The organism is Pedobacter aquatilis (genome assembly GCF_032678405.1).
In the GTDB taxonomy this organism is placed as follows: domain Bacteria; phylum Bacteroidota; class Bacteroidia; order Sphingobacteriales; family Sphingobacteriaceae; genus Pedobacter; species Pedobacter aquatilis_A.
This window is the reverse complement of record NZ_JAVTSJ010000003.1, coordinates 196,533-215,144: the sequence shown is the minus strand read 5'-3', so window position 1 is coordinate 215,144 and position 18,612 is coordinate 196,533. Positions and strand designations below refer to the sequence as shown.

The following is an 18,612-nucleotide window of genomic DNA, read 5'->3' as shown; positions in this document are numbered from 1 at the left end:
ATCTTAAAAACCTTAAGCCCTAAACCCTAAACCTTAAAATGGATTACAAACATCTTTTTTTTATTGCTCTTCTATCCTTAGTTGCCTGTTGCACCATTATGTCAGTAGTCTGGCTATGGGCAAAAAAAATTAAAAATGCCGGTGTTGTAGATGTTTTCTGGGCATTGAACTTTCCGGTAATTACGCTGATCACTTTTTTTTTATCAGAAGGATTTGAGACGAGAAAAATCATAATATGTACAATATTCATGCTGGCCGAACTGAGGTTAGGTATTCATTTGTGGCAGCGTGTTATCGGGCATTTAGAAGAGGAAGAAGGAAGGTATCAGCAACTCCGTAAGGAATGGGGCGTCCAGGCTAATCGCAATTTTTTTGTGTTTTTCCAGTTTCAGGCAATTTCAAATGTACTGCTGGCAATTCCATTTTTCATCATTACTGCTAATACCGCTAATCAGATCTCAATTTTAGAATATATCGGCCTTGCCATATGGGCAATTGCATTTATTGGAGAAATGATTGCTGATCAGCAACTCGCTTCATTTAAAAAAGATCCGGCAAATAAGGGCAAAGTTTGTGATACTGGCCTATGGTACTACAGCCGTCATCCCAATTATTTTTTTGAGTGGATTACCTGGATGGCATATTTCATATTTGCGCTGGCATCGCCCTGGGGCATTTTAGCCATCATCAGTCCGGCAATCATTTTATACTTATTAACCAGGGTTACTGGTGTTCCTAACAACGAAGAACAAAACTTAAGGAGCAAACCGGTAGCTTACAAAAAATACCAGCAAACCACTTCTTCCTTTTTTCCCTGGATGAAAAAGGATGGAAAAGGGCAGTGATGAACTGGATGATAGAACAGGCTTTGCAAATCCGGTATTCATTTTACTTCGTACATCAACCATTTTCCATTATACATTAACCATCTTACAATTCCATTTATATGTGGTACGATAAACTTTTAGAAAACGATAAACTTCCCGATACCGCATTGCGGATGGGTATCAGAAAACTTTGCAAGCAAAGGCTTGATGATGAAACCTTAGGCGATGAGGAATTACAGCAAGAGAAATTTATGGATTTGGTTGCCGAGTTGAAGCAATCGGCGATAGCGGTAAATACTGCTGAAGCAAATGAACAACACTATGAGCTGCCAACCGAGTTTTTTCAGTACTGCCTGGGCAAAAACTTAAAATACAGCAGTGGTTACTGGAAGCCCGGGGTTAAAGATATTGATACTTCGGAAGATGATATGCTGGCACTAACCTGTAAGCGGGCCGATCTACAAAAGGGGCAGAATGTTTTAGAACTCGGCTGCGGATGGGGCTCTTTATCCTTGTACATGGCCGCTAAATTCCCGGAAAGTGCCTTTACTGTGGTTTCGAATTCTGCAACGCAGAAAATATTTATCGATGCAACGGCCAAAGAAAGGGGCATTCAAAACTTAACGGTTTTAACAGCCGATATGAATACATTCACGATTGCCGATACTTTCGACAGGATTGTATCTGTAGAAATGTTTGAGCACATGCGCAACTATAAGTTTTTGCTTAATAAGGTTGCCGGGTTTTTAAAGCCTGATGGTAAGTTGTTCGTTCATATTTTTACCCACAAAACCCTGGCTTACAAGTTTGAGGTAATTGATGAAACCGATTGGATGAGTAAGTATTTCTTTACCGGGGGGATTATGCCATCGAACCATTTGTTTTTCTATTTCAATGATGACCTGAAGATTGACAAGCACTGGGTAGTAAATGGTACCAATTATGGTAAAACATCAGAAGCCTGGCTGAGCAATATGGATAAGCATAAGAAGGAAATTATGCCCATCCTTGAAAATACCTATGGCAAAGACCAGGCGGTTAAGTGGTGGGTTTACTGGAGGTTGTTTTACATGTCGTGTGCCGAACTTTTTAATTACAATAAAGGAAACGAGTGGATGGTTTGCCACTATTTATTTGAAAAAATAAATAGTGATGTAAAAGGTTAAATGTAAAGATGGATGAAGTAATAGACAGCCATCATCCATTATACATCTTCCATCATCCATTACACATCTTCCATCGTCCATTATACATTTTCCATCATGAATAAACTCGCCATCATTGGCTCCGGAATAGCAGGTATGGGTTGTGCCCACAAACTGCAGCATAAATACGACATTACACTTTTTGAAGAAGCTGATTATATAGGCGGCCATACCAATACCATTACCCTTGAAGAAGATGGCAAAGCCATTTATCTTGATACCGGTTTTATGGTTTTTAATTATGAAACTTATCCTAATCTGACCGAAATGTTTGCTGAAATTGATGCACCCGTAATGAAAACGGATATGTCGTTCAGTGTTCAGTTTTTGCCTAAAAAGCTTGAATATAGTGGTTCAAGTTTGAACCACCTTTTTGCACAGCGGAAAAACCTTTTCAATATTCCTTATTTAAAAATGCTGATGCAGATTAACCGTTTTAACAAACAAAGTGTTGAGATTCTGGATCATCCGGCTTATCAGGATTACTCAATTGCGAAGTTTTTTAAAGAATTTGGTTATAGCGAGGATATGCTTTGGCAATACCTTATTCCCATGAGTGCGGCAGTCTGGAGTGCACCTATGGAGCAAATACTCGATTTTCCGGCGGTAACGTTAATCCGTTTTTTTAAGAACCATGGTTTCTTGGGGTTGAACACTCAGCATCAATGGTATACGCTTCAAAACGGGAGCCAGGCCTATCGCGAGAAACTGATTGAACCTTTTAGGGACAGAATTAAGATCAACAATAAAATTGTTGCCGTTAAACGATTGGAAAATGGAAAGGTTGAAGTAGAAAACTCCGCAGGGGAGCGGTTTGAGTTTGATAAGGTGATTATGGCCAGTCATGCCGACCAGACTTTCGAAATCGTAAAAGATAAAACTGCATTGGAAACAGAGTTGCTTTCGAAGTTTAAATACCAGTTAAATAAAGCGGTGGTTCATACTGATGAAAAGCAGATGCCCGAAAAGAAGCTCGCCTGGAGTAGCTGGAATTATCGGGTAGAAAAGGATGGCGATAAATTATTGCCAAGCACCATTTACTGGATGAACAGTTTACAAGGTGTTTCAAAGAAAACCAATTATTTCGTGTCGATTAATCCAACAGATTCCTTAAATCCGGATAAAATAATTAAGGAAATCGACTACCACCATCCTTTATTTGATGTGGCTGCGATGCAGGCACAGGCGCAGCTCCACAAACTTAATGAAACCGGCCCTGTTTACTATTGTGGAAGTTATTTCAAATATGGTTTTCATGAAGATGCTTATAAGAGTGCAGTGGAGTTGTGTGGGAAGATGTAAAATGTTAGATGTAAAAGTGATTTAATATGGCTGTCATTCTGAGGAACGAAGAATCTGCAAGCGATTAAATGCTGATGTTTGATTGGGTATTTTAGGTGGTAGTTGAATCAAATTTGTGCTAATAGGTTAGGGATTCTTCGCTATGCTCAGAATGACAAGAAGCCTATTTATTACCGCCGTGCTTTAGTCGATGAAAACAAAAATTATTTAGTAAATTGAAATCATTAATGTCTATAAAATCATCCATATATACCGCCAAAGTAATGCATCACCGGCTTGCACCGAAGAAGCATTCATTCTGGTATAACGTATATATGTTTTATATTGATCTGGATGAAATAGACCTGCTGGCGAAGAAATTCAGGTGGTTTAGCCGCAACCGATTTAACCTGTTTTCTTTCAGGGATAAGGAGCATTTACAATTACCCAGGGAAAAGCCTGACCAAAGAAAAAACACCCGGCAACACCTTGAAGATTATTTAAAAGGTTATGGTGTGGACGGAACGAAACTGAAAATTAAGCTGCTGACGAACCTGAATGTACTCGGTTATAATTTCAATCCGGTTTCTTTTTACTACTGTTTCGATGAAAATAACCATGCAGTTTGCTGTGTTGCCGAAATCAGTAACACCTATCGCGAAATGAAACTTTTTTTCTTCGGAAAAGAGGAGTTAGCTGGTGATATGTTCAGCAAGATTACAACTAAATATTTTTATGTTTCGCCATTTATAGATCATGATGACTCGTTTGATTTCAAATTAAAAGTGCCTGCAGCGCATCTGGATATCAAAATTGATGATATTGATAAAAACGGTAACCGTTTTTTTATCAGTACGCTGAAGGGGGATATTAAAACATTTTCAGACCGCAATATGTTGAAATATTTTCTGTCGATTCCCTTAATTCCATTGCAGGTTATGGGCATGATACACTGGCAGGCTTTTAAATTGTGGATTAAAAAAATACCTTTTCATCCGAAAGCCGAAAACCCTGAGCTGCAACGTAACGTATATAGACCATATAAACCTTAATAAATAACCTAAAAATTATGAATACGATTACCGCTTCCAGAACATCAACCGGTTTTTTTGAGAGAGTGGTGCTGAGCGCACTTTCAAAAATGACTTTGGGAAAGTTAGAACTAACGCTAACCAGTGGAGAAACTTTGGTTTTTGGAAATGGCGAAAACAAGATTCATGCAAATATTCAGGTTAACCATCCTGATTTCTTTAAATCGATCGCCTTATATGGTGATATCGGTTTTGGCGAAGGATACACTTCGGGTTTATGGGATACATCTAACATTACAAATGTTATTAAATGGATAATCTTAAACATTGAGCATGCACCATCCGTTACCGGGAGTAAAGTAAAATCGGTGGCACTAAACCTGTTTAAGTTCGTAAATAAACTAAGCCATGTGAGAAGGGCGAATACTTTAGCAGGCTCGCAGAAAAACATATCCGAACATTACGATTTAAACAACGATTTCTTTGCTACATTTCTGGATAAAACCATGACTTACTCGAGTGGTTATTTCCTGAATGAAAATACAAGTCTGGAAGAAGCCCAATATGCCAAATACAATAGGTTAGCAAGACAATTAAAGGTAAAGGCAAGTGATCACGTGCTGGAGATTGGCAGTGGCTGGGGAGGAAATGCAATATTTCTGGCAAAAAACTATGGCTGTAAGGTCACTTCGGTTACCATTTCCAAAGAGCAACAGAAACTGGCATTAGAAAGGGTAAAAGCAGCAGGTTTGCAAGATCAGGTTTCAATCATTATTCAGGACTACCGTAAAATTGAAGGTACTTTTGATAAGATTGTTTCTATCGAAATGCTCGAGGCTGTGGGTCACCAGTTCCTGGAAACCTATTTCGAAAAATGCCAGTCGCTTTTAAAACCTGATGGGATTTTTGCCTTTCAGGTAATTACTTCACCTGATAGCCGCTATGATAAATTGCGGAGTGGTGTAGACTGGATTCAGAAACATATTTTCCCTGGCTCACTGCTACCGTCGGTTGCTGCCATCAATAAGGCTATAAATAACACAGGTGATTTAACAATGGTTGATTTAAAAGATATGGGGCTAGATTATGCAAAGACACTTCACCTCTGGTACCTTGAATTTAATAAGCAACTGGATAAAGTTAAAGCACTAGGTTTTGATGAAGCATTTATCCGTAAATGGAATTACTACCTGAACTATTGCGAAGCCGCCTTTGCGATGCGGAATATTAATGTAATGCAATTGGTTTATACCCGTCCGAATAATACAATGAGATAGATTTGATGTGAGATGGTTTTGATGTGAGATGGATGATGTAAAAGGTATAAGGGAGTTGGCTCCCCATCTTCCAGCTCACCTTTTCCATCATCCATCTCACGTTTCACATCATTCATTTTATACCTAGTTCGTTTACCCCTTTTTTTCGCACTTTTACCGACCAAATAAATGCGGTGGCGTAAAAAGTATTCTACCATGTTGTAACAAATACGACCTTGCGCAGACTAATTACAAAAGACTATTTATTAAGATGAAACGAATTCTACTATTAACTTTTATTCTCGGAATATTTTTTAATGCTAAAGCACAATTCGGAATGGGAGGCGCACAAAAAGCTACTGTTGCAGGCCGCATTTCGATAACTGTTTTAGATTCAGTAAATAAAAAACCAATAGATTACGCAACCATATCCTTATTAAGGATTAAAGACAATAAATCAGTTAACGGAGGGGTTACTGATGATAAAGGTAAACTGGTATTACAGAATGTTGCACCTGACGCTTATAAGCTGATGATTGGTTTTATGGGTTACAAAAATAAAACCATACTGGTAACGACAACGCCTGGAAAGCCAGATTTAAATTTAGGAAACGTGGTTATCTCGTCAACTGAAAATAACCTCGCTGATGTACAGATAACGGGCACAAAGGCAATTATTGAAAATAAAATCGACAGGATGGTTTATAATGCTGAAGCTGACGGCACCAATGCAGGTGGCGATGCTACAGATGTTATGCGTAAGGTTCCGATGCTTTCGGTTGATCCAACAGGAAATATTCAATTACGTGGAGGTGCCGTTCGGGTATTAATTAACGGTAAACCTTCGGGTACAATGGCAAGCAGTGTTGCCGATGCCTTGAAAATGATTCCTGCAGAACAAATTAAAACGGTAGAAGTAATTACCAGTCCGTCGGCAAAATACGATGCTGAAGGTTCTGGCGGGATTATTAATATCATCACCAAAAAATCAAATGCACAGGGCGTTAGTGGTTCGGTAAACGCTGCTGCAGGTACACGCCAGAATAATGGTTCATTTAACTTAACAGCCAAAACCGGCCGCCTTAGCGTAAATACAAGTTTAGGAACAAATCTGGCTTATGCACAAAAATCGCAAACCGAATTTATTACCAATACTACTTATTTAAACGGAACTACAAACAACATTACACAAAGCGGGTTTTCTAAATGGAGCCGCAACGGGTATAATGGTAGTTTAGGTTTAGATTACGATTTTAATGCCTATAATAATATCAGTACTACTGTAAAGCTGAATAGTTTTTCAAATGGTGGACCGAGCGAAACAAACTACATCATTAATAATGCTGCGGCATCTAATATCGGTGATATGGATATGACTTTCAGAAACATGGACTGGAATGTAGATTATCGTAAAACCAGTAAAAAAGAAGGAGAAGAGTTTTCGGTTTCGGCACAGTTATCTACCGGCCGTACACCAACAAGTTTCAGCAACTTGCTTACCTCAGCCACTTATCCATCGGGATTATTAACCAGAAGTAATAATACAGGTAAAAATAATGAGTACACTTTCCAAACAGATTATACTTATCCATTTAATAAGAAAACAACTTTAGAAGTTGGTGCAAAAGCAATTTTAAGAGACATTCAGAGTCAGTTCGATAATACGGCACAGGATTTTGAATATAACCAAAATGTGGGAGCAGCTTATGGTGTAATCAGCTTTGATTTAACCAAAAAACTGAAGTTTAAAGGCGGTTTAAGGGCTGAGTATACACAAATAGATTTTAATACACAGAGCAGTGGCATTCAGAAAAACGATTATTTAAACCTGTTTCCAAGTGCCATCATCTCGCAAAACTTAAAAGGTGGTGCCACCTTAAAACTAAGTTATAACCGACGTGTACAAAGGCCTTCACAATCTTATTTAAATCCTTTCCGAAACGAAAGCGACCAGTTTAACATTATGCAAGGTAACCCTCAATTAAGTCCGGAGCTAAGTGATAATATCGAATTGGGTTACAATACTTTTATTAAAGGCTCGATAATAAATGCATCGATATTCTATCGCCGCACAAGTGATGTAATTGAAAATTCGATCTCACCTATTTCAGAAAATGGCGTAAATAAAACATTAACATCTTATATAAACGTTGGTACTGCACCAGTTTACGGGTTTAACGTGTTTGCTTCTTACAATCCTAAGCCAAAATGGACTTTAATGACCAATTTTGCAGGAAATACCTATTCGGTAACCAATAATGCAACCAATATTAATACAGGTACCTTTTTTAACTTCAACTGGTTTGTACGTTCGGCATATGGTTTTGGTAAGGGATATAATTTTGAGTTGTTTAACGTAATTACTTCCAAAAGACGTACTTATCAGGGTGTAACCAATCCGTTTTACATTTATGGTGCTTCAATTAAAAAGGAGATATTTAAGAAAAAAGGAAGCATCGGTTTAGGTACATTGAATCCGTTTACAAGAGATTTACATATTAAAACCATTAATAATGCAGTTAACCAAACGGGTACAATCTATCAAAGTCAAAACATTTATTACCCGTTACGTAACTACACTTTAAATTTTAGCTATACTTTCGGTAAACTTAAATTTACAGAGAAAAAGAAAATCAAAAACGATGATATTAAACAAGACCAGCAACAACAAGGTGGTGGAATGGGTGGTGTTCAACAATAAATTGTAAAACCCAATTAAATATAAAGTCAAAGCTTCCGGCGTTAAGTCGGAAGCTTTTTTTATTTCTTCTTTACCCTCTTTAAAATCATTAAGCTCAACGGATTCATTGGATAGCCACTGATATTATTCTGAAGCATCACTACCGATTGATCGTAAAAAACAGGAACCACCGGTGCATAATCCATCACCATCTGATCCATCTGCCGGTAAAGTTTAAACCGCTTTTCACTATCAGGTTCATAGTAACTCTCTTCAAACAGTTTATCGAAAGCTTTATTATAAAACGCCGTATAATTTGGTCCATAAGGGACTTTGTTTTTAGAATAAAACATCGAGAGGTAATTTTCTCCGTCGGCATAATCTGCTATCCAGCTTCCGCGGAAAAAGTTTACGTTGTTTTTCGACATTAAATCACGTAAGCTGGCACTGGGGCTTACATCAATTTTTGTTTTAATGCCTATGGCACTCAGTTCGCCCTGAATAAATTCTATTAAATCTTTATAAGTTGTGGTGGTGTTTAAGGTAATTTCCGTTAGTCCTTTTCCTTCAGGAAAACCAGCTTCAGCTAATAACCTGGCCGCGAGTTTGGGGTCGTAATGGTAACCATGAACAGCGGCGCTATCAAAACCAGGCATTCCCTTCGGTATAAATCCCGAAGTTGCAGGTATCCCAATGCCATTTCTCAAGTATTTAATGAGTTTTTCCCTGTCGATGGAATAGTTTATCGCCTGCCTTACTTTTTTTAATCTCAATGGCGAATGTTTCACAATATCAAGGGTGCTATCCACCAGAATCCCAACATACTCCGTGCATAGGTAAGGGCCTTTTCTCAAATTAAACTTGCCTTTATATTTTGAGGTCATTTTGCCACTTTTTGTCAGGATATCATCGCGGTAGCTTCCATCAACACTGTAATAAAAGTCGAGGTCTTTTTTTAGAAAGCTCATAAAGCCACTTTGTTTATCGGTAATGAAAGAAGCTTTCAAGGCATCAATATAGGGCAGGCTAAGTCCGTTTGAATCTTTTTCCCAATAATGTTCGTTTTTCAGGAGCACCAAAATCTCACCTTCTTTCCAGTATTTAAATTTAAAAGGACCTGTTCCAACAGGATGACTTCTGAAATCCTTTCCATAATGCTCAACCACTTCCTTTGGTACCACAGAGCAATATTGAGAGGTAAGTAAATTCATGAATGGTGGAAAGGGACGAACGAGTTTTATCTGAAAAGTGGAATCATTAAGTGCAATAAAATTCTTTTCATCCTTAACCTTGTCGCTGAAAATCCAGCCGCCTGATGAAGCAACCTTAGGATCGATTAATCGATAAAAACTATAAGCGAAATCACTGGCTACAACTTTTCTTCCTTTACCATTTTTAAAAACGGGGTCGTCCTGAAAGTAAACATCATTCCGCAGATTAAAAGTGTAAGTTGTGGCATCGGCCGATATCTGCCAGCTTTTTGCAATGCAGGGAACGGTTTGCAAGGCAGAATCTATTTGAACCAGGCCATTGAAAATCTGGTTGGTCATCCAAATGGCATTCTGGTTGCGGGCGAAAGCCGGATCTAGAGATGTTAAGCCCTGATCGAGGTTTATATTGAATACTTTTTTGTTATTATCATCCGTTGTTTCTTTACAGGAAATGACAATAAGGCTGCAAAAAAAACAAAATATATACTTAAAAGAACCTTGCATGCGGTAAGGAATGTTATTTTTGCACAAATTAATAAATTTAATGCAGATGTCTTTTTTAAACGATTTATTTATCGGGCTGGATGCCACAAAACAGGAAGATTTACAGGAACGTTTAGCTATTGTGGAGCATAAGATTAAGTTTATGGATAAAATGCCTGTTGCCTTGCTTGATGTTAATAATAATCCAAGTTACTTTTTAACCGAAGAGATTGCATTGGCTGGTGGAATGGTCGAATCGGATGTTTTTAATGCTGCATTTGTTATTTATTACCAACCGGGGAAAACCTTAACGGATTTAATGCGTGAAATTCCTTCGGTGCTGAATTCAGATTGGCAGGCCGTTCAAAACAATCGTATCATTTTGTTAAATGATGATGTTAACCGTGAGCGATCGGCAGAAAATGCAGTTTCATTAATAGAAGATATGGCCGAAATGATTCACCCGGGCTCGTTTATTTTTGGACACGAGGGCGATAAATGGATTAGGTTTGGCGCATAAAGCTGAAAGACTAAAGCTCCGAATTGTAGCAGACAGGCACAACGAAATTATAAAACGGTATGTATGTCACAGCTCACGGCAATGAAGCAGTCGCTTATTCTAAATCGCTAAATCCTGACCTAAAATTTTATAAATTTATCTATCTGTTCGTTGGTGAATTTAATGGTATCCTCTTTAATTAGATTACCATCGGCATCAAGTTCGCTTTTAATATTTGGAATGTGCAGGCGTAAGGGTAAAATATTTAAGTGTACATAGTGGCACACCCCTGTAAAATGATCGACACCACGAATATTACCATATTTGCCTGATGAAATACCCACAAGTGCCGCTTTCTTATCATAAAAACTATCAGGAAAAGTGCAGGCATCAATAAGCACTTTTAAAACACCGGGATAACTTCCGTTATATTCGGGCATGATGAAAAGGAATTTATCTGTAGATGAGATTAAATCCTGGATTTTCTGAAATGCAGCCGAACGTTTTCCATACATATCGGTGTTTAAAACATCGGCAGGTAAATGTTCAAGACTGAGCAGCTTAGCTTCAGCTCCTTTTATTTTAAGCTGTTGCTGATAATATCTGGCAATTTTCAGCGTATTGCTATTTGGTCTGTTTGTAGCAGCTATGATTGTAATCATGGGTAAATTGTTAATAAGATGTTTAAAACCCGAAAGCCCTTATTGCTAAAATTGCCATATAGTTTGTATCTTAGCTGATTGAGAAAAAGGGCGTAAACAACGCAAAAATAGAACTTTTTGTCGATTAAAAGGCATATGTTAGTTGGCCTTAAATAAGCGTTAAGTAAATTTCTGATACATAGATGAGCAAAATTATTGCATTAGCAAATCAAAAAGGTGGTGTTGGTAAAACAACTTCATCAATTAACCTGGCTGCTAGTTTAGCCGTACTGGAATACAAAACTTTATTGGTTGATGCTGATCCTCAGGCGAATTCAACTTCAGGTATTGGCTTCGATCCAAGAAATATTAAAGATAGTATCTACGAGTGTATCATTAATGATATCGATCCGTTAAAAGCGATTCAGAAAACGGATACACCAAATTTAGATTTACTTCCGGCACATATCGATTTGGTTGGTGCCGAAATCGAGATGATTAACCTGAACAACCGTGAATATAAAATGAAGGCTGTTCTGGAGAAAGTTAAAGATCAGTACGATTTTATCATTATCGATTGTTCACCATCTTTGGGTTTAATTACCATCAATGCATTAACGGCAGCAGATTCTGTAATCATTCCTGTTCAATGTGAATATTTCGCCCTTGAAGGTTTAGGTAAGTTGTTGAATACAATTAAAATTGTACAAAACCGTTTAAACCCTGAATTGGAAATAGAAGGCATTTTATTAACGATGTACGATGTTCGTTTACGTTTATCGAACCAGGTGGTAGAAGAAGTGAAAACCCATTTCAACGAATTGGTTTTCGAAACAATTATCCAGCGTAATACGCGTTTGAGTGAGGCACCAAGTTATGGTGTTTCGGTTATTATGCACGATGCCAACTGCAAAGGCGCAATTAATTACTTGAACCTTGCCCGCGAAATTGTGAAGAAAAATGGCCTGTTAAAGGAAGAAGAAAATATTGGTACAGCAACTTTATAAATTATAGATGACATCTTTTCAGCGAAAAACAGGTTTAGGTAGAGGATTAAGTGCGCTTTTAGATGATAGCGAATCTACTCATCCACCAAAGCAACAGGTAAATGCCGTAAGTGAAACTGAGCAGGTTGGTAACATCAGTCATGTAAATTTAAGTGAAGTTGAAACCAATCCATACCAGCCGCGTACCGAATTTGATCAGGTAGCTTTAAATGAGCTTGCCGATTCGATAAAAGTGCAAGGTTTAATTCAGCCGATTACCGTTAGAAAACTCAGTGCCAACAAATACCAGTTAATATCTGGTGAAAGAAGGTTCAGGGCATCTAAACTGGCAGGCTTAACACAAGTTCCTGCTTATATACGCAGTGCTAACGACCAGCAGATGCTGGAAATGGCGCTTATTGAGAACATTCAGAGAGAGAATTTAAATGCAATAGAAGTTGCTTTGAGTTTTCAGCGAATGATTGATGAAGTAGGATTAAAACAAGAACAATTAGGTGAACGTGTAGGTAAAAACCGTACCACTGTAACCAATTACCTGCGTTTATTGAAACTTCCACCTGCAATTCAGGCATCTATCCGTGATCAAAGAATTTCGATGGGACATGCACGTGCTTTAATTAATGTTGATGGCGTTGACCGGCAGTTGTTCATTCACCAGGAGATTTTAGAGAAAGGCTTATCGGTGCGTAAAGTAGAAGAGTTGGTTCGTAACCTTCAGCATGCTCCGGTTAAAGCAGAGGATAAACCAAAGGCAAAAGGTGTTTCTTTCCAGTACCAGAAGCTTCAGGACGACCTGGCCTCTAAATTTGCTACTCGTGTAAAATTAAAGGTTAGTCAGAACGGTAAAGGAGCAATTGAAATTCCTTTTGTGAGCGACGACGACCTGAACCGGATTTTAGAGTTATTAGATTGGTAATGCTGACAGTTAAGCGTTTAATACTGCTTTCTATATTTACATTTATACTTGTAAATCTGGCTTCTGCCCAGGTTAAGGATACGGTATTAAAACCAGTTGATTCGACAAAAAATGCTCCGGTTAGGTTGGTCAGAATTGATTCAACAAAAAAAATAACAGACACGACCAAGGTAAAATATGTTAATCCAGGTAAGATTGCCGGGCGAAAAGCGATATTTAAGTCGTTAATTGTTCCGGGCTGGGGGCAACTTTACAATAACCAGATGCTACGCGATAAGCTTAATGCTAAAGGCGAAAAAACGGGCCACTTCTGGCAAAAAACCTATACCCTAAGTAAAGTGGGTATCATTTACGGGGGACTTACGCTGCTTACACTATCCTATATCGATAACAGGAGTAACTATAAAATATTCCTCAAAGAAGCTCAGGTTAGAGCCTTTAATAAGGTACAAACAGATGCGTCGAAAAAGCTAGCCGTAAATCCTGACCTGATTAGGTACGGCGATACCAATATTACCGATGCGCAGGCGATTTATAAAAGGAATACCCAAATCATTATTTTTTCTTATGTTGCAGTTTATGCAATTCAGGTTATCGATGCTTATGTAGCCGCCCGTTTAAATTACTTTAATATTGACGATTCTGTTGCCTTAAAAGTAACCCCATCACTAATGATAAATCAAAATTCGATGTATGGATTTAATACCATGCCTGCATTAAAAGTATCGTTAAGGTTTTAATTACTAATTATAAAAATTACATAAATGAAAATTGCGCTTTTAGGATATGGTAAAATGGGGCAGATTATCGAAAAATTTGCACTTGAGCGTGGCCATGAAATCGTTTTAAAAATATCAATAGATAACCAGGAAGAGTTAACCAGGCAGAACCTTAAGGCTGCTGATGTAGCTATTGATTTTAGTACGCCTGATTCGGTGTTGAATAATATTTATACCTGCTTTGATGCCAATGTACCCGTTGTGGTAGGCACTACGGGCTGGTACGGTAAGCTGCAGGAAGTTAAAAACGAATGCAACACCAGCAATAATACCTTGCTTTATGGCTCTAATTTTAGCATTGGGGTTAACTTGTTTTTTAAGTTAAACCAAACTTTGGCAAAACTGATGAATAAGTATCCAGCTTACGATGTACAGGTGGAAGAAATACACCATACCCAAAAGCTTGATGCGCCAAGCGGAACGGCAATAACTTTAGCTGAAGGTATTGTAGATAACATAGAGCGAAAATCGGAGTGGTTAAACGAAGTTGTGGGAAGCAACGTAGAGTTATTTCCTACAGCTGAACAATTGCTTATCGAATCGCACAGGATTGAAAATATTCCCGGAACCCATACTGTAATTTACAGCAGTGAAGTAGACGAAATTGAGATTAAACATACTGCACATAATCGTGCCGGTTTTGCCTTAGGTGCTGTGGTTGCGGCAGAATGGGTAAAAGACAAAAGAGGATTTTTCAGTATTACTGATATATTTGAGTAAAGCTGAAAGCCTAAAGCCAAAAGATCAAAGCGAAAAATAAAAGCAGAAGATCTAAAGCGGAAAAAGAAATTGGTGTAAACACTTAATTTGTGTTGTCATAAGCAATAAAAAATCAGATACCAGTTAGCCGGATTGCGCAATTAATCCGTTAACCAACTAAACAAAAAATATGAATTATAAATTCTGGCAGAAGAAAAAGGATGCCAACAAAAAGAAAAAAACCAAAACCCGCGAGTGGGTTGATGCAATTGTTTTTGCGGTAGTTGCAGCAACCATAATCAGGGTGTTTTTTATTGAGGCTTATACCATTCCTTCTGGTTCAATGGAGCGCTCTTTACTTATCGGTGATTTCCTGTTTGTAAGTAAAGTAAATTACGGGGCCCGTATTCCGATGACACCTGTTGCTTTCCCTTTTGCACATCACACGATGCCATTTACAAGCTCAACAAAAGCCTATTGGGATGGTGTTCAATGGAAATACCATCGTTTACCGGGTTTATCTGAAGTTAAAAGGAATGATGTCGTTGTATTTAACTTTCCTGAAGGAGATACCGTTGCGGTGGAAGACCAGGTATCTAATTACTATGATATGGAAAGGCAATTTGGCAGAGAGGCGGTAAACAGCCGATTTACCATCATCAGCCGCCCGGTTGATAAGCGTGAAAACTTCATTAAGCGCTGTATTGGTATTCCGGGAGATGTCATCAGTATGAAAAATGGTATTGCAAATGTTAACGGAAAAGACGAACCCTTAAAAAGTACAGGTATGATGCCTTATCGCCTGGTGTTTAAAACCATGGAATTTAATTATTCGGCACTCGACGATTTTAAGTTAAACCTGGGTAATACTCCGGCCGTTGGCCCAAACACCTATGTTGTAAATATTTCTCCTGAAATGGCAGATGAACTTAGGGCTTTGGATTTTGTAAAAAGCGTAACGATGGATGCATCAACGGCTGCTGAAATTGAAGCAGGTGGCATATTTCCGCATGACCCTAAACGCGTTTGGAATCGTGATAATTTCGGTTCTATAAAAATCCCTGCAAAAGGATGGACCGTTAATATTGACAGCAATACGATGCCACTTTATTATAGAGCCATCAGAACTTATGAAGGTAATAAAGTAGAGCAAAAAGGAAAAGACTGGTACATCAATGATAAAATTGCTACATCATACACGTTTAAAATGAATTATTTCTGGATGATGGGTGATAACCGCCATAATTCTGCCGATTCGCGTTACTGGGGTTTTGTACCTGAAGACCATATCGTTGGGAAAGCATTATTCATCTGGATGAGCTGGGATAGCGAAGCCTCGTTCTTCCATAAAATACGATGGAGCAGGTTGCTTAAAGGAATTAATTAAAAAATTAAAGGCAAAAGCGGAAGAATTTAAATCTTCCGCTTTTTTTATGGCTTACTGTTTTGTTTTTAATCAAACTGTTAACTGGTAATCAGTGCTGTAACAAAATTTCCATTCGTTTATCTAAAAGGGGTTATTAAAAACTAAACTGATTTTAACATGAACTGGAAATTCTGGCAAAAAAAGAAGGACACCAATAAAAAGAAAAAAAGCAAAACCCGTGAGTGGGTAGATGCAATTGTTTTTGCAGTAATTGCGGCAACTATTATCCGTGTTTTCTTCATCGAAGCCTATACTATTCCTTCAGGCTCCATGGAACGCTCACTGCTAATTGGCGATTTCCTTTTCGTAAGTAAGGTAAATTATGGCGCCCGTATCCCAATGACCCCTGTTGCTTTTCCTTTTGCCCATCATACCATGCCGTTAACGGGTACCAAAGCCTATTGGGATGGAGTTCAATGGAAATACCATCGTTTACCCGGCCTTTCTAACATAAAAAGGAATGATATTGTCGTTTTTAATTTGCCGGTTGGAGATACCGTTGCTCTGGAAAATCAGGAGCCAAGTTATTACAATTTAGTGCGCCAGTCTGATTGGAAAACTGTTAACAGTCAGTATACCATAACCAGTCGTCCGGTTGATAAAAGGGAAAATATTATTAAGCGTTGCATTGGTATTGCAGGCGATGTTATCAGCATGAAAGATGGCGTGGTAAGTGTGAACGGAAAAGCTGAACCCTTAAAAAATACAGGACAAATGCCTTATAAAATTCAGCTTAAAACTACTGAGGTTAATTTCGATGTATTTAAAGATTTAGGCTTCAGGATTGATGAAATGCAGCAGCTTAGTGATGATACTTACCTGGCTAACGGGACGGCGGAAATGGCCGCAGAATTAAAAAAATTAGATTTCATAAAAGCCGTTGAATTGCAGGTTAAACCAGCATCGGTAGATGATGGAGACCTTTTTCCTTTAGATAAAAACCGCAAATGGAATGTAGATAATTTTGGGCCGGTGCAAATCCCCAAAAAAGGATGGACGGTTAAAATTGACAGTAACACCATGCCTTTATATTACAGGGCTATTAGAACTTACGAGGGTAATAAAGTAGAACAAAAAGGAAAAGACTGGTACATCAATGATAAAATCGCGACAGCATATACCTTTAAGATGAATTATTACTGGATGATGGGAGATAACCGCCATAATTCAATTGATTCACGTTACTGGGGCTTTTTGCCCGAAGATCATGTTGTAGGTAAAGCATTATTTATCTGGATGAGCTGGGATAGTACAGCGTCGTTTTTTCAGAAAATAAGATGGAACAGGTTACTTAAAGGAATACATTAAGCCTCAGATAGTTAATTTTTAAAACAGCCATATTAATGGCTGTTTTTTTATTTGCGAGAATACTTTAAAAAAAAATTAAAAAGTATTTCATTGTTTTAAAATTATTTTATAAGTTTATTAAAACTTTTAGGAATGTCGATAATTGTTGAAAAAAACCAACGTTTGCGAGCCGAAATTCTGAAGCATTTGTATTACCACAAATCGCTTTCTATTAATGCATTAAGTAAATTTGCGCAAAGGAGCATTCCATTAGTAACTTCTGCAGTTACCAGTCTCATAGCCGAAGGTTATATTATTGAAAAAGGACTGGCTCCATCTACCGGTGGCAGAAGGCCTGCAACATTTCTATTAAATCCTGATCAGAAAAAATATATAGTGGCTGTTGCCATGGATCAGTTTATCACCAGGATTTCCGTTTTCGATTTAGGTGGAAGGGTGGTTTTTCGTGGCGAAAAATTAAGCCTTAATATTTCTGATGCGCAGCTGGGATTAAACCAGCTCACCGAATTTATCAAGAGCTCATTAAAAGCTTCAGCAATAGCACATGGCGATTTTCTAGGAATTGGATTAGGTATGCCTGGTTTTACTGATGCAGTTAAAGGAATAAACTATACATTTCTTCAACCTGGCGATGGTTCAACTTTACAAGAATACCTGACCAGGCAGTTGAGTCTTCCCGTTTTTATCGAAAACGACTCTTACCTGGTAGCGCTTGCGGAACTGAAATTTGGTATCGCCATGGGGCTTAAGGATGTACTGGTTGTTAATATTGGCTGGGGTACAGGCTTAGGAATGATTATAAACGGGCAGTTGTATCGTGGTAGTAGTGGTTTTGCAGGGGAGTTTAGTCATATTCCCTTGTCAGATTCGAACAATCTTTGCTCTTGTGGTAAAAGAGGCTGTCTGGAAGTAAATACCTCACTAAAAGTAATGGCAGAACGTGCTGAACAGGCGCTCGCAGAAGGAGCGGAGTCGAGCATGAAAACACTTTTCAGAGATGATTCTAAACTGGCTGGTGAGCACTTTTTGGATGCTGCTGCACAATATGATCCATTGGCTATTTCAATATTATCGAAATCGGCATTTGATTTAGGTAAAGGCTTAGCTACATTGATTCATATTATGAACCCGGAGTGCATTGTGTTAAGTGGTCGCGGAGCTAAAGCCGGGAAAGCGTTATTGCCTTCTATAGAACTTGCCGTTAATGAATTCTCAATTCCAAGAATTGCGGAGCAAACAAAAATTAAATTATCCAGGCTAACTGATGAAGCAGAATTGTTGGGAGCTGCCAGTCTGGTTGTTGAACATATTGAATTATAATAAGTTAAACCTAAAATAAAGTATATGGAAAAATAGAAACACT

Annotated in this window: 17 protein-coding genes; 15 read left to right on the top strand and 2 right to left on the bottom strand. The window is 38.1% G+C overall.

The features are described 5' to 3' along the window. Positions 1-38 precede the first annotated feature (38 nt). From R2R71_RS10200 to R2R71_RS10170, 7 genes are all read left to right on the top strand, one after another. Complete coding sequence (locus R2R71_RS10200; protein ID WP_316831177.1) at positions 39-845, top strand: DUF1295 domain-containing protein; 807 nt, start codon at positions 39-41, stop codon at positions 843-845. Next, positions 829-960: a hypothetical protein gene (locus R2R71_RS10195; protein WP_316831176.1), complete on the top strand. Its 132-nt coding sequence runs from the start codon at positions 829-831 to the stop codon at positions 958-960. The genes R2R71_RS10200 and R2R71_RS10195 overlap by 17 nt, the downstream gene beginning before the upstream one ends. Beyond that, entirely contained in the window at positions 947-1,993 is a 1,047-nt protein-coding gene (locus R2R71_RS10190; RefSeq protein ID WP_316831175.1) for a cyclopropane-fatty-acyl-phospholipid synthase family protein, read from the top strand. The genes R2R71_RS10195 and R2R71_RS10190 overlap by 14 nt, the downstream gene beginning before the upstream one ends. Positions 1,994-2,089: 96 nt before the next feature. Beyond that, on the top strand, positions 2,090-3,334 hold the full coding sequence (locus R2R71_RS10185) for an NAD(P)/FAD-dependent oxidoreductase (protein WP_316831174.1): 1,245 nt from the start codon (positions 2,090-2,092) through the stop codon (positions 3,332-3,334). Positions 3,335-3,561: 227 nt separating this feature from the next. Then, the gene (locus R2R71_RS10180) at positions 3,562-4,365 is read left to right on the top strand and encodes a DUF1365 domain-containing protein (protein ID WP_316831173.1); all 804 of its coding nucleotides are present in this window, start codon (positions 3,562-3,564) and stop codon (positions 4,363-4,365) included. Between the two features lie 17 nt (positions 4,366-4,382). Continuing rightward, complete coding sequence (locus R2R71_RS10175) at positions 4,383-5,621, top strand: cyclopropane-fatty-acyl-phospholipid synthase family protein (protein WP_316831172.1); 1,239 nt, start codon at positions 4,383-4,385, stop codon at positions 5,619-5,621. A gap of 250 nt (positions 5,622-5,871) precedes the next feature. Beyond that, positions 5,872-8,301, top strand: a complete 2,430-nt coding sequence (locus tag R2R71_RS10170) for a TonB-dependent receptor domain-containing protein (RefSeq protein WP_316831171.1) — start codon at positions 5,872-5,874, stop codon at positions 8,299-8,301. 59 nt (positions 8,302-8,360) lie between these two features. Here the strand turns inward: R2R71_RS10170 and R2R71_RS10165 are convergent, their stop codons facing one another. Beyond that, complete coding sequence (locus R2R71_RS10165) at positions 8,361-10,022, bottom strand: ABC transporter substrate-binding protein (protein WP_316831170.1); 1,662 nt, start codon at positions 10,020-10,022, stop codon at positions 8,361-8,363. Positions 10,023-10,041: 19 nt separating this feature from the next. On the opposite strand from R2R71_RS10165, the gene R2R71_RS10160 reads away from it, so the two are divergent. Next, positions 10,042-10,494 (top strand): hypothetical protein, encoded by a 453-nt coding sequence (locus R2R71_RS10160; RefSeq protein WP_316831169.1) that lies wholly within the window; start codon positions 10,042-10,044, stop codon positions 10,492-10,494. A 119-nt stretch (positions 10,495-10,613) separates the two neighbouring features. Here the strand turns inward: R2R71_RS10160 and R2R71_RS10155 are convergent, their stop codons facing one another. After that, positions 10,614-11,135, bottom strand: a complete 522-nt coding sequence (locus R2R71_RS10155; RefSeq protein ID WP_316831168.1) for an NADPH-dependent FMN reductase — start codon at positions 11,133-11,135, stop codon at positions 10,614-10,616. Positions 11,136-11,317: 182 nt separating this feature from the next. On the opposite strand from R2R71_RS10155, the gene R2R71_RS10150 reads away from it, so the two are divergent. From R2R71_RS10150 to R2R71_RS10120, 7 genes are all read left to right on the top strand, one after another. Then, complete coding sequence (locus R2R71_RS10150) at positions 11,318-12,121, top strand: AAA family ATPase (protein WP_316831167.1); 804 nt, start codon at positions 11,318-11,320, stop codon at positions 12,119-12,121. A gap of 7 nt (positions 12,122-12,128) precedes the next feature. Further along, positions 12,129-13,037 (top strand): ParB/RepB/Spo0J family partition protein, encoded by a 909-nt coding sequence (locus R2R71_RS10145; protein ID WP_316831166.1) that lies wholly within the window; start codon positions 12,129-12,131, stop codon positions 13,035-13,037. Next, a complete protein-coding gene (locus R2R71_RS10140) occupies positions 13,037-13,777 on the top strand; it encodes a DUF5683 domain-containing protein (RefSeq protein ID WP_316831165.1) in 741 nt (246 codons plus the stop codon). The genes R2R71_RS10145 and R2R71_RS10140 overlap by 1 nt, the downstream gene beginning before the upstream one ends. Before the next feature lie 24 nt (positions 13,778-13,801). Next, positions 13,802-14,536, top strand: coding sequence for a 4-hydroxy-tetrahydrodipicolinate reductase (gene dapB / locus R2R71_RS10135; protein ID WP_316831164.1), 735 nt, complete (start codon positions 13,802-13,804; stop codon positions 14,534-14,536). A 169-nt stretch (positions 14,537-14,705) separates the two neighbouring features. Further along, positions 14,706-15,902, top strand: coding sequence for a signal peptidase I (lepB, locus tag R2R71_RS10130; protein ID WP_316831163.1), 1,197 nt, complete (start codon positions 14,706-14,708; stop codon positions 15,900-15,902). A gap of 156 nt (positions 15,903-16,058) precedes the next feature. Beyond that, positions 16,059-17,249, top strand: coding sequence for a signal peptidase I (lepB, locus tag R2R71_RS10125; RefSeq protein ID WP_316831162.1), 1,191 nt, complete (start codon positions 16,059-16,061; stop codon positions 17,247-17,249). Positions 17,250-17,381: 132 nt separating this feature from the next. Further along, positions 17,382-18,569 (top strand): ROK family protein, encoded by a 1,188-nt coding sequence (locus tag R2R71_RS10120; protein ID WP_316831161.1) that lies wholly within the window; start codon positions 17,382-17,384, stop codon positions 18,567-18,569. The last annotated feature ends 43 nt before the right edge of the window (positions 18,570-18,612 follow it).

Coding starts and splice junctions, on each gene's coding strand:
- R2R71_RS10150 (WP_316831167.1), top strand. CDS start 11,318: ATGAGCAAAATTATTGCATTAGCAAATCAAAAAGGTGGTGTTGGTAAA.
- R2R71_RS10185 (WP_316831174.1), top strand. CDS start 2,090: ATGAATAAACTCGCCATCATTGGCTCCGGAATAGCAGGTATGGGTTGT.
- lepB (WP_316831162.1), top strand. CDS start 16,059: ATGAACTGGAAATTCTGGCAAAAAAAGAAGGACACCAATAAAAAGAAA.
- R2R71_RS10170 (WP_316831171.1), top strand. CDS start 5,872: ATGAAACGAATTCTACTATTAACTTTTATTCTCGGAATATTTTTTAAT.
- R2R71_RS10195 (WP_316831176.1), top strand. CDS start 829: ATGGAAAAGGGCAGTGATGAACTGGATGATAGAACAGGCTTTGCAAAT.
- lepB (WP_316831163.1), top strand. CDS start 14,706: ATGAATTATAAATTCTGGCAGAAGAAAAAGGATGCCAACAAAAAGAAA.
- R2R71_RS10200 (WP_316831177.1), top strand. CDS start 39: ATGGATTACAAACATCTTTTTTTTATTGCTCTTCTATCCTTAGTTGCC.
- R2R71_RS10120 (WP_316831161.1), top strand. CDS start 17,382: ATGTCGATAATTGTTGAAAAAAACCAACGTTTGCGAGCCGAAATTCTG.
- R2R71_RS10180 (WP_316831173.1), top strand. CDS start 3,562: ATGTCTATAAAATCATCCATATATACCGCCAAAGTAATGCATCACCGG.
- dapB (WP_316831164.1), top strand. CDS start 13,802: ATGAAAATTGCGCTTTTAGGATATGGTAAAATGGGGCAGATTATCGAA.
- R2R71_RS10160 (WP_316831169.1), top strand. CDS start 10,042: ATGTCTTTTTTAAACGATTTATTTATCGGGCTGGATGCCACAAAACAG.
- R2R71_RS10140 (WP_316831165.1), top strand. CDS start 13,037: ATGCTGACAGTTAAGCGTTTAATACTGCTTTCTATATTTACATTTATA.
- R2R71_RS10175 (WP_316831172.1), top strand. CDS start 4,383: ATGAATACGATTACCGCTTCCAGAACATCAACCGGTTTTTTTGAGAGA.
- R2R71_RS10190 (WP_316831175.1), top strand. CDS start 947: ATGTGGTACGATAAACTTTTAGAAAACGATAAACTTCCCGATACCGCA.
- R2R71_RS10155 (WP_316831168.1), bottom strand. CDS start 11,135: ATGATTACAATCATAGCTGCTACAAACAGACCAAATAGCAATACGCTG.
- R2R71_RS10145 (WP_316831166.1), top strand. CDS start 12,129: ATGACATCTTTTCAGCGAAAAACAGGTTTAGGTAGAGGATTAAGTGCG.